At 54.0% G+C, this 11,703-nt stretch carries 11 protein-coding genes; 10 read left to right on the top strand and 1 reads right to left on the bottom strand.

What is annotated here, in order from left to right; genetic code table 11:
• Positions 1-59: 59 nt before the first annotated feature.
• The gene (locus tag KNP71_RS05215) at positions 60-515 is read left to right on the top strand and encodes a hypothetical protein (RefSeq protein ID WP_214830193.1); all 456 of its coding nucleotides are present in this window, start codon (positions 60-62) and stop codon (positions 513-515) included.
• 41 nt (positions 516-556) lie between these two features.
• Here the strand turns inward: KNP71_RS05215 and KNP71_RS05210 are convergent, their stop codons facing one another.
• Positions 557-1,204 carry an acetyltransferase gene (locus KNP71_RS05210; protein WP_131472947.1) on the bottom strand — a complete coding sequence of 216 codons (648 nt, stop codon included), beginning with the start codon at positions 1,202-1,204 and terminating at the stop codon, positions 557-559.
• Between the two features lie 282 nt (positions 1,205-1,486).
• On the opposite strand from KNP71_RS05210, the gene KNP71_RS05205 reads away from it, so the two are divergent.
• The 9 genes from KNP71_RS05205 to KNP71_RS05165 all read left to right on the top strand — a co-directional run bounded on the left by KNP71_RS05205 (position 1,487) and on the right by KNP71_RS05165 (position 10,609).
• On the top strand, positions 1,487-2,332 hold the full coding sequence (locus KNP71_RS05205) for an aldolase/citrate lyase family protein (RefSeq protein ID WP_214830191.1): 846 nt from the start codon (positions 1,487-1,489) through the stop codon (positions 2,330-2,332).
• A complete protein-coding gene (locus tag KNP71_RS05200) occupies positions 2,329-3,234 on the top strand; it encodes an NAD(P)-dependent oxidoreductase (protein ID WP_214830189.1) in 906 nt (301 codons plus the stop codon). Before KNP71_RS05205 ends, KNP71_RS05200 begins: the two co-directional genes overlap by 4 nt.
• A gap of 171 nt (positions 3,235-3,405) precedes the next feature.
• A complete protein-coding gene (locus KNP71_RS05195) occupies positions 3,406-4,461 on the top strand; it encodes a glycosyltransferase family 2 protein (protein WP_214799330.1) in 1,056 nt (351 codons plus the stop codon).
• A gap of 13 nt (positions 4,462-4,474) precedes the next feature.
• Positions 4,475-5,629: a glycosyltransferase family 4 protein gene (locus KNP71_RS05190; RefSeq protein WP_214830187.1), complete on the top strand. Its 1,155-nt coding sequence runs from the start codon at positions 4,475-4,477 to the stop codon at positions 5,627-5,629.
• A 17-nt stretch (positions 5,630-5,646) separates the two neighbouring features.
• Positions 5,647-6,837, top strand: a complete 1,191-nt coding sequence (locus tag KNP71_RS05185) for a hypothetical protein (RefSeq protein ID WP_214830185.1) — start codon at positions 5,647-5,649, stop codon at positions 6,835-6,837.
• A 130-nt stretch (positions 6,838-6,967) separates the two neighbouring features.
• On the top strand, positions 6,968-7,729 hold the full coding sequence (locus KNP71_RS05180; protein ID WP_051627686.1) for a YveK family protein: 762 nt from the start codon (positions 6,968-6,970) through the stop codon (positions 7,727-7,729).
• A complete protein-coding gene (locus tag KNP71_RS05175; RefSeq protein WP_214830183.1) occupies positions 7,698-8,399 on the top strand; it encodes a CpsD/CapB family tyrosine-protein kinase in 702 nt (233 codons plus the stop codon). Before KNP71_RS05180 ends, KNP71_RS05175 begins: the two co-directional genes overlap by 32 nt.
• Before the next feature lie 12 nt (positions 8,400-8,411).
• Positions 8,412-9,965: a lipopolysaccharide biosynthesis protein gene (locus KNP71_RS05170; RefSeq protein ID WP_214830181.1), complete on the top strand. Its 1,554-nt coding sequence runs from the start codon at positions 8,412-8,414 to the stop codon at positions 9,963-9,965.
• Positions 9,965-10,609 (top strand): sugar transferase, encoded by a 645-nt coding sequence (locus KNP71_RS05165; protein WP_285801276.1) that lies wholly within the window; start codon positions 9,965-9,967, stop codon positions 10,607-10,609. The genes KNP71_RS05170 and KNP71_RS05165 overlap by 1 nt, the downstream gene beginning before the upstream one ends.
• Positions 10,610-11,703 lie beyond the last annotated feature (1,094 nt).

Raw genomic sequence — 11,703 nt, 5'->3', positions numbered from 1 at the left:
GAAACCGACGTGGGGAAGGATTCGTACATACATTATCACTAACTAAAGGAGCTTTGACCATGAGACGTGAACAACATATCCGCCGCCTCGTCGATTACGCACGGCAAGGAAATGCGAAGACATTCATCCTCGGTGCAGCCTCGGCCATCGTGACGGGGACCTTGATCCAATCTGTGTCCCAATACGAATTCGTCGTGCTCGGGATCGGGTTTCTCGGTGTCATTCCGCTGGCCATTCGTGAATGGAAACTCGGCACAATCCGGGCCTCGTTCAACGACAATGCGACGTATCAGCGGCTCGTCCGGTTGCCATTTTGGCTGACGTTAGGCGGATTGGTCATGCTGTATGCGCTCCTCGGCTGGTATGATTCTGGCTCAGCGGGTCCGTCCTTCTTTATCTTGTTCGCAGCGCTCTGCATGGGGATGTTTGGTCTCCAGCGTGCCTTCGACCGAGTTATCTTGAAACTCGAGCCGGACTATATCACCGACCGCGAGCTACATCGCGAGTTGAAATGAAAAATGAGGTCACCCGGCGCGGGGAGACCTCATCTTTGTGTTCACAAGTATCGTTCGTTCATGATCCGACCCCGAATCGGTTTGGCTGGTGAGCCGTAGGCGACGACGTGGTTCGGGATGTCCTTGACGACCGTGGCACCGGCACCGATGACCGTGTCGTGCCCGATATGGACGTTGTGGATGACCGTCGCGCTCATACCGACGAACGTGCGGGCACCGACGTGGACGTTGCCGCCGAGATGCGCGCCCGGGGCGACCGAAGCGAATGGTTCGAGCACACAGTCGTGATCGACAGACGCCATCGTGTTGATGATGCTATGAGGGCCGATGACGGCGTTCGGATTGATGACGCTCCCTGCCATGACGGCCGTGCCCTCGCCGAGTATGACGTTCTTGCCGATGACGGCGCTCGGATGAATGGCGTTGACGAATTCAAAGTCTGGTGTCCGTCCGCGGATGGCGCGCTCGAGTGACTCGCGCTGGACGTTGTCACCGATACCGATGATTCCTTTTTTGGCGACGACGTTGGAATGGACGAGACCGAGCACGGGGTACCCGGCGACGAATTTACCGATTAAGGCTGGGTTGTCGTCATAAATTCCTGCGATCCGGTAGAGTCCCATCAACTCAAGAATATCGATGATGACTTGTGCGTGACCGCCTGCACCAAAAATCACAATCCATTCCATGATTGGTCACCCCTTTTTTGCCGAAAACTGTCGAAAATATTGTTCTGTACGTTAGTTATTTCCGATTCCCTATATTTGAAACAAAACAAAAAAGAAGTTGCGAGCATGATTTGATATCAAAGCATATTCGAGGACGGAACGTGTGACTTCCTATATAGGTATTTGTTCAAAAATCTGTAAACCTTCCATTTACAATCTAAAAGCATTATCCGCATTTCCGTTTTGTTGTTTTTCGGACGGGCTATTTTCCTAAGGTAATCTACTGATGGGAGGAGTGCTCACATGCCTTTGAAACTGATGTATATCACGAACCAGCCGGAGATCGCGCTGCTCGCTGAACAGAACGGGGTCGATTGGGTGTTCGTCGACTTAGAGTTGAACGGGAAAGTGGAACGGCAAGGTCATCTCGATACGGTCATCTCACGCCATGCGATTCGCGACGTGAGCCGGTTGCGCGCGGTCTTGAAGCATGCGGAGTTGCTCGTCCGCGTCAATCCGATTTTTCAAGGGTCGCGCTATGAGATCAATGAAGTCATCAATCGAGGGGCCGACGTCGTCATGTTGCCGTACTATAAGTCGGTCGACGAAGTCGCGACGTTCATCGAGCTCGTCGACAAGCGGGCTGGCGTCTGTCTGTTGTGCGAGACGAAAGAGGCTGTCGCTTGTATGCCGGACGTGCTCCAACTACCGGGCATCGACTACGTCCATATCGGATTGAACGATCTGCATCTCAGTTACGGGCAGAGCTTTCTGTTCGAACCGCTCGCCGACGGGACGGTCGAGGCGGTGACACGTCAACTCCAGATAGCGGGCATCCCGTATGGGTTCGGCGGCATCGCCCGTATCGGGGAAGGGAGGCTCCCGGCCGAGAAAGTGCTCGGGGAGCATGTCCGACTCGGCTCGTCGCTCGCCATCTTGTCGCGCAGCTTCTGTAATATCGGGGTGACCGGAAAATTTGACGCCAAACAGGCACAAATGTTCCAAGAAGGGGTATGGAAAATTAGGGTGTACGAGCAACAGCTCGAACACGCGACACCGGAGTGGTTGGAATTGAACCGGTTGAGCCTCGTCTCGACCGTCGATGCCATCGCGACGGAAATCCAGAACCGGAAAGGGATTTTGTCATGAATTTGCTGTCGACAGGAGTGCGGTTGACTCCTGAACAACGCGCCACACTCGAACGACTCGGCTATACGGTGACGACGCTCCGTGAAGAAGCGGACGTGACGGACATCGATGTCTCACAGGTCGAGGGACTGATTTGTAACAACTTGTTTCAATATCGCCAATGTGAGGATTTCAAACGGCTACGGTTCGTCCAGGCCATCAGTGCTGGACTCGATCGTCTGCCGCTCGAAGAACTCGAGAAACGAGACGTCCGCATCTATAATGCTGGCGATACGTATGCCGTACCGATGGCCGAATGGGTCGTCTGGCAATTGCTCGACTTCATGAAGCACGGGGCGGCGTTTCGGGAGAAGCAGGCGAATCGGCATTGGGAGAAGGAACGGCGGTTGCGCGAACTGACTGGGAAGACCGTTGCCTTGCTTGGCCTCGGTCACGTCGGAGAGGCGATCGCGAAGCGGCTCCGGGCGTTCGATATGACCATCATCGGCGTCGGACATCGTGAGAAGCAGGTCCCGTTCGTCGACCGTTACGTGTTGATGGATGAGTTGCACGACGTCTTTGCGGAGAGTGACGTCATCGTCATCGCCTTGCCGCTCACCGACGAGACGTATCATGTGATCGATGCGGAGGCGATTGCATCGATGAAAGAAGACGCCGTCCTGTTGAACGTCGCACGTGGCGCCATCATCGACGAGACGGCGCTTATCGATGCGCTCGAGGAAGGGAAATTCTTCGGGGTCGCCTTGGACGTCTTTGAGACCGAGCCGCTCCCGTCGGACCATGCGCTCTATAACTTCGAATGGGTGACGCTCACCCCGCACAATTCATACGTATCGGACCGGGTAAACGAGCGGCTGTTCGAGAACATCGTCCGCAATTTACGGCACGAACAACTTCAGTGACATGCGAAGCTGACCAAACGGTCGGCTTTTTTCGTTTTTTATAATTCACGAAAAGATTATCCACGACTCATTCCGTTTGTGAGTTACCGGGAAGGGCTTACGGGAACAACGAGGATAGACTCACAGCAATCACTCACATCATGAAACGACAACCTAGAAGGAGTGACCTACATGCCAAGCCTTACCCCGCTCGTCAGCCTCGTCGTCCCGGTCTACAATGCGAGCGCCTACGTCCGTCAGTGCCTCGATAGTTTGACACAACAGACGTACCCGCACGTCGAGATCATTTGCATCAACGACGGTAGCACCGACGACAGCCTCCACATCCTGATGGAATATATCCATGACCCGCGTGTCCAAGTGCTCGACCAGACGAATCGGGGCTGTGCTTTCAGCCGCACCCGAGGGCTCGGCATGGCGACAGGGGAGTACATCATGTTCATCGACAGCGATGACTGGCTCGACCTTGACGCGATCCGCATCCTCGTCGAGCACGCCGAACGGGAGCGCGCCGACGCGGTCATGGGCACGTACGTCCGGGAGTACAAGGGTCGGTCGTTGCCGAAGAAGATCTTTGACGCGGACTTTTTGTCGTTCGACGCGGCCGAAACGAAACGCCACGTCCATCGCCGCCTGTTCGGACTGGTCGGCGAGGAGTTGGCCCACCCGGAAAACGTCGACGCGCTCAACTCGAACTGTTTCACCCTCTATCACCGCGACCTCGTCAAACATCTGACGTTCGGGGCCGGTCCATACGGCACGTTCAACGACCTCTATTTCCAAATCGAAGCGCTCGAGAATTGCCATCGTTTCGTCTATATCGATTACCCGGTCTACCATTACCGGAAGACGGACGCCGGTTCGATGTCGAGCGCGTATAAGCGAGACCTCGTGTCGTCACGGATGCAGTTCTTCCATATCTTGATGCGCTATATCGAGAAGCACCATCTCGGCGAGGAATACATGCGCGCCCTCTACAATCGCATCGCCCTCAGCATGATCGGCATCGGCTTGAACGAGCTGGCGGCACCGAAATCGCTCTTCGCCCAAGCCGAGTCATTGAAGCAAGTGCTCCGGCAAGACGAATACAAGCAAGCCTATTCGCAGATGGAGCTACAGCATTTCGACGTGAAATGGCGGACGTTCTTCCAGCTCTGTAAACATGAACGGACCGTCCCGCTCGTCTTGATGTTGCATGGGGTCGATTATCTTCGGAAACGTGTGTGAGGAGGAGAAAACGATGAAACGAGTGCTCATGGTCGCCTCGGTCGTCTCGATGATCGAGAGCTTCAACCGCGACAATATCCGCATGCTCCAAGAGATGGGGTATCAAGTCGACGTCGCCACGAACTTCGAATGGGGCAGCATGTATTCGCCTGAGAAAATCGCCCGCATCAAGCAAGACCTAGAGGTGAACGGGGTCGCGTTGTACCAAATCGATTTCGAACGCGACATCAAGAAGATGAACGGCCACGTCCGCGCTTATCAACAGTTGAAGGCCGTCATGACGGCGAACCGCTATCACTTCATCCACTGCCACTCGCCGATCGGCGGAGTCGTCGGCCGGCTCGTCGCGCGCCAGACGCACACACCATGCATGTATACGGCGCACGGCTTCCATTTTTTCAAAGGCAGTCCGTCGCTCAACTGGATGCTATATTATCCGGTCGAACGGACGCTCGCCCGGCTGACTGATACGATCGTCACGATCAACGAGGAAGACTTCTCGCGGGCGCAGACGTTCAAGACGTCGCACACGTTCCGCATCCCTGGTATCGGCGTCGACACGAAACGGATCGAGGCGGTCACGATCGACCGCCCGTTGAAACGTAGCGGTCTCGGCATCGACAGTGACACCGATTTCGTCTTGTTATCGGTCGGCGAGTTGAACGAAAACAAGAACCACGAGACGATTATCCGTGCCATCGCCTCGCTCAAAGAACCGACGCTCCGCTATTTGATTGCTGGGACGGGCGACAATAAGGTACACCTCGAACGGCTCATCCGGGAGCTAGAGCTCGAACAACAAGTCTCCTTGCTCGGTTTCCGTGATGATGTCATCGAAGTGATGAAGGCGGCGGACTGCTTCGTCTTCCCATCGAAACGGGAAGGGCTCGGCATGGCCGCGCTTGAGGCGATGGCTGCCGGACTCCCGCTCATCACGTCGAATGTCCACGGAATCAACGACTATTCGATTGACGGGGTGACCGGCTACAAATGTTCGCCGGAAGACGTGACCGGGTTCGCCCGGGCCATCCGGACGATGCAACTCGATTTCGATTTGTCCCACCAGATGGGGCTCCATAACAGTGAGTCGGTCAAGGCGTTCGACGTCGACCGTTCGAAGATGGAGATGCGACGCATCTACGAGAGTTTTGATCGACCGATTGCCTGAAGAGAGGAGGGAGACGCATGAAACTCGATACCGAGGTCGGCGTCGTCAAATATCTGGTGCTGTTCTATTATCTGCTCGCAACGACTGTCTTCTATGCGCTCGCGATTTACGCGACCGGGAACGGCGTGTCGTACCATTTGTTCGGGGAAGGGGATGACGGCGTCTTCTACTGGGAACAGGCGATGAACGTATTTTACGATTTGTCGTGGATCCGGACGTCCATCTATCCATGGGTCATCGGCAAGCTGATGCAGTTGATCGGCACCGAGAGCGTGTTCGCCATCCGATTGTTCAACTTCGTCGGGATGGCGCTCCTCATCCATTTCGCCTTGAAACTTGTCTCCATCCAGCTCGCGACGACGGAGCTCGGGGAGAAAGAGGAACGCATTCGCCATTACGCCTATCTGTACGCGCTGTTTTGCTTCATCGCCTATATCAGCCTGTTCATCAACATCACGACATCGATTTACCGTGACGTCTGGATTTATATGCTCTATATCGCCGCGACGTATCTCGCCATCCGCTGGTTGTTCGAGAAGAACTGGACGTACTTCCTGCTCTTGATTCCGACCGTCTGGTTGCTCGGCGAGTTCCGGACGTATGCGATCCTGTCGTTCGTCATGGCGACCGTCCTATGGCTGACGCTGCAAGCGGTGCGCAAAGTCGCCGGACCGTTCGTCATCCTGACGCTCGCGCTCGTCATCTTCGGCGTCATCTATACGTTCTTCATGGATGTCCAAGTCCCGATCGTCGACAAGACGCTCCGCTCGGCGTTGCAGTATCGCTCCGACGGCCTCGGCTTCCTCGCCGGGGGCAGTCAGATGGGCATCCGGCTCGACGCATCGAACTACTTCGGCTTCCTGTTCAATTACGTGCACAGTTATCTCGGAAACCTCGTCGGCCCGCTGCCGTGGGACGTCCGTGGCCTCACCATCTTGCTCGTCTTCTTCATCGAGGCGTTGCCGATGACGCTCATCCTGTTGTTCCTCTGGTCACGTCGCGCCTACGTCACGAAAGTGCAACAGTTCATTTTGATGCAGGCGTTCGTCTGGAACGGCTTGATCGCCATCACGAACGATAATATCGGGACCGCCTTGCGGCTCCGTGCCATCGCCTATCTGTTGATCTTGCTCGTCTTTGTCGTCGCCTATAGCCGGCATCGGGCCGAGCATGTGAAACAGACCGTCCCGCCCGTCGTCACGACGTAGATAAATCTTTCAAAAAAATGATAGGCATCTCCTTCCTGTTTGCATTTGACGGGAAGCGGGACGGGGAAATGGTCATTATCCAACAACGCATACAACTTTGAGTCGCACCAATGAAGGAGGTTAGGTTGCCGTGAAAGACATCAACGCATCGATTCGCGATATTTGGTTCATCCTGAAAACGAAGAAGTGGGTCATCCTCTTCACCATGGTCCTAGTCGGGGGCATCGCCTACTCGCTCAGCCGCTACGTCATCCCACCGACGTACGAGGCGTCGACCCAAATTCTCGTCGTACCAAAACAGACAGGGACGGAAACGCTCGACAGTACACAGATTCAATCGTCCCAAGGGCTCGTCAACACGTATCGAATCATCATGAAGAGTCCGATCATCTTGAACGAGGTGCGCGAGAATATCGCCAGCGCCCCGGAGAAACTCGAGGACCAGATCGTCATCGAGAGCGAGGAGAACTCGCAAGTCATCACCATCCGGGCGACGGCCGATTCGGCAGCCCTCGCGTCATCGATCGCCAATGAGCTCGGACGCGTCTTCTCGAACGAGGTACCGAAATTAATGAATATCGATAATACGCAAATCTTGTCACCGGCGTTCATCCCGGCCGAACCGGTCGAACCGAACATTCCTCGTAACACGGCGCTCGGTGTCCTGGTCGGCTTCATCTTGAGCAGCGGTATCGTACTCATGCGTTACTTGTTCAATAAACAGATTCGCTCCGAGGCCGAGGCCGAAGCCATCCTCGGTATCCCGGTCATCGCGTCAATCCCGTTGTTTGATCGTCAAATCGCGAAACCTGAGAAACGGAAGCCGCAGGAACCAAAAGTCGTAAAGGAGGGTGAACCGTATGTTCCGAAAACGCAACGAAAACTATCATAATCGGATGACGAAAAACTTGATCACGATTTACGAACCGAAGTCACCGATCTCGGAGCAATACCGGACGCTCCGGACGAATCTCGAGTTCACATCGCTCGGCTCGAAGTTGCAGACGCTCCTCATCACCTCGACGTCGATGGGGGAAGGCAAGTCGACGACCGCTAGCAACTTGGCCGTCGTCTACTCGCAACTCGGCAAGCGCGTCCTGCTCGTCGACTGTGACATGCGGCGCCCGACGATCCATCAGATCTTCCATATCGACTCACGGGTCGGGCTCTCGAACGTGCTCGCCAAACGCTCGACGGCCGAGGCGGCCATTCAGCCGACCCAGCTCGACAACTTATACGTCATGGTCGCGGGCGTCGTCCCGCCGAACCCGTCCGAGTTGCTGGCGGCCCCGGCGTTCCGAGAGATGCTCGATCATGTGAAAGACGACTTTGATATCATCCTGCTCGACGCACCGCCAATCATGCAGGTGGCAGACAGCCGGATTATTGCCCAGGAAGTCGACGGGGCGATCCTCGTCCTCAGCTGTGAATCGGCCGACCGGGACGAGGTCGTCAAAGCACGCGACCAGCTGCTCATGACCGGGGCGAAGATTCTCGGCATCGTCTTGAACCGCCGCGAGTCGCGTCAAGGCAAGGACGCCTACTACTATACGTATCAATGAGGAGGCTCTACCATGGCGACCAAATATGCCATCGAACCGGAACAGGCGAGTTCGAATCAAATCAAATACGGCGCCTTGGTCTCGTACGGATCGATCGGGTTCAACATCATCTCGGGGCTCCTTTATACGCCGTGGATGATCAGCAAGATCGGGCAAGGGGACTATGGGTTATACGTCCTGTCATTCTCGATTATCGCCATCTTCGCGTTCAACCTCGGGCTCGAGGTCGTCGTCGCCCGTTTCCTCAGCAACTATCGGACGCACGGCGACCGAGCCGGGGAGATTCGTTTTCTCGGCATCGCCTATAAGCTGTTCTTCTTCTTGACGCTCATCCTGACCGTCGTCCTCTTCGCCCTCTATTTCCTGCTCGACGTCATTTACGGCAATTTGAGCGCAGGTGACATGGAGAAGTTGAAAGTGATGTATCCGATTGTCGGGTTTTACATCTTGATCACACTGCTCGCCAAACCGATCGACGCCGTCTTTATCGTCAACGAGCGCTTCATCCAGCTGAACACGTTGCTCTTCCTCGAGAAAATCCTCATCGTCAGCTTCACGATCGGGGCGCTCGTTATGGGTTACGGGGTTTACGCCCTCGTCATCATCAACGCGGCGATGATTTTGCTGATCAACTTGTGTAAGTTGCTGTACGTCTGGAAAGGAACGGATACGGAGATCGACTTCACCTCATCCGGGAAAGGGATGTATCGCGAGATTTTCGTCTTCGCCTCGTGGCAGACGACGGTGTCGGCGACACAGAACTTCTTGATGCACATTATGCCGACCGTGCTCGTCATCTTCGCGAGCGGTGTCGCCGTCGCCATTTTCTCGATCGGGATGGTCATCGAAGGCTACGTCCTCTTGATTGCCACGGCCGTCAACTCGCTGTTCTTGCCGAAAGTGACCCGGCTCAACGACTCGGGCGGTTTGAAAGACATCGAGAACTTGATGATTCGGGTTGGCCGCATCCAACTGTACGTCATCGGGCTCATCACGATGGTATTCATCGCGATGGGAGCGGAGTTCATCCACTTCTGGGTCGGGGACGATTTCAAAGAATCGTATGTCGTCGCGGCTTTGTTGATTGCGATGGGGATTATCACGTTGCCGCAAGAGATTGCCAACATCCATCTCGTCGCGACGAACCAGGTACGCTACCGGGCGTACGGGATGGTGATGTCGGCGGTGATCGCCTTGATTGTCTCGGCGTTCCTGAGCGGTCCGTACGGGGCGACGGGCGCAGCACTGTCGGTCATGATCGGATACTTGAGTGGCAATACGCTGTTCATGAACATCATTTACGCGAAAGTGTTGAAGCTCGACGTGTTCCGATTTTTCCGAGAGTGTCACTTGAAGCTCGCCCCGGGACTCTTGTTCGTCCTCGGACTCGGCTTCATCGTCCAATATTGGTTTCCAGCTGACACGTTGCTCGGCTTCGTCTTCAAAGGAATGGGGCTCGTCCTCGCCTACGCCATCTTCATGTGGGTGTTCACGGTCGATGCGTTCGAGAAAGACTTGGTCCGATCGATGATTCCAAGCAAGCGATTCGGGAAGGGGGAAGTGTGATGGGGATGTATGAGACATACGTTAAACGGCCACAAGACGTGGTGCTCGCGTCGGCCGCGCTCGTCGTATTGAGTCCCGTCCTCGTGACGGTCGCGGGTCTCATCAAGTGGAAACTCGGGGGTCCAGTGCTGTTCAAACAGAAACGTCCAGGCAAGGACGGCGTCATCTTCGAGATGGTAAAGTTTCGGACAATGACCGACGAGCGGGATGAGCACGGCGAGCTGCTGCCGGACGCGGTCCGGTTGACCCCGTTCGGGCAGACGCTCCGGTCGCTCAGTCTCGATGAGCTGCCGAGTTTACTCAATATCGTCAAAGGCGACATCGCCATCGTCGGACCGCGCCCGTTGCTCGTCGAGTATTTACCACGTTATAACGAAGAGCAACGCCGACGTCACGATGTACGTCCCGGACTGACGGGACTCGCCCAAGTGAACGGACGGAACCGACTGTCCTGGCCGGATCGCTTCGCGCTCGATGTGAAGTACGTCGACAACGTCACGTTCTTCAACGACTGGAAAATCATCCTGCAGACGGTCGGGAAAGTCGTGAAGAAGGACGGCATCTCGTCGGATACGGCGGCAACGATGGAGGCGTTTATGGGGAATGAGATCGTTGAGGCGGAGTATCGGATTGGGAGTAAATGATTGGTGATGACCAGGTTTTCGGTTGGACAAATCGTCTGACGGATACCTGGCATTTTTTATGTCGTGGTATCGAAAAACATACACCTTTTTATAAAAACAAGAGACAAAATTTAGAAGGTAGATGGTATATTGTTCTTTGGAAAATCTTAATGGATGTTACATATGATTGATAAAGGAAGCGACAGAATGAAAAAATGGGTCAGTTTAATTGTAGTGATGTTATTGGTATTTAGTTCGTTTGATTGGAGGGTATTGGGGGCTGAAGATTTAGAACCGCCGACAATTATTAGCCACTCCATTCAATCCGGCTCATTCACGATTGGAGACACGGTGAAAATTAGCGTGTCAGTTAAAGACAATCTATCACCCGACCCGAGGGTACGGATATTCCTCATAGAACCTAAGAGCAAAAATCCTGCTTTCCACGTTCCGTTAAAGTCATTAGGAGGCGGGCAGTATATTGGAGAGATAAAGATTGTAGAGGGGATGGAAGAAGGTCGATACGAGCTGAACTTTCTGGAGAGCTGGGATGATAATGGAAACAGTACCATGTTATGGGGTGAAGAGAGCGGACAAGGGTTCACTTTGATTAATATGAACGAAGATAAGGAAGCTCCTCAAATTTTGAATTTCACAATTGAATCTGGTCCTTTTACAGTTGGTGACAAGGTCAAAGTTGAAGTTAAGGTAAAAGACAACTTGTCTGTCGACCCGGGTGTACGTATTTTTCTTATCGAGCCGAAGAGCAAGAATTCTTCTTTTTATGTTCCACTAAAATCGTTAGGAGGTGGGCAATATATAGGAGAAATAAGAATTGTAGAGGGTATGGAGGAAGGTAGATATGATCTTAATTTCCTAGAAAGCTGGGATGATCACGGGAACAGCGCCATGCTATGGGGAGAAGAAAGTAATCAAGGGTTTACTGTTTATAATACAAACGAAGACATGGAAGCTCCTCAAATAGTAAATTTTAAAATTGATTCTGGTCCTTACACAGTAGGTGACAAGGTGCGTATCGAAATCGAAGTAAAAGATAATCTTTCGGTCGACCCGGATGTACGTATTTTTCTTATCGAGCCGAAGAGCAAGAATTC

This window comes from Exiguobacterium sp. s56, assembly GCF_018618255.1.
Lineage (GTDB): Bacteria > Bacillota > Bacilli > Exiguobacteriales > Exiguobacteriaceae > Exiguobacterium > Exiguobacterium chiriqhucha.
This window is presented reverse-complemented; position numbering and strand designations above follow the sequence as displayed.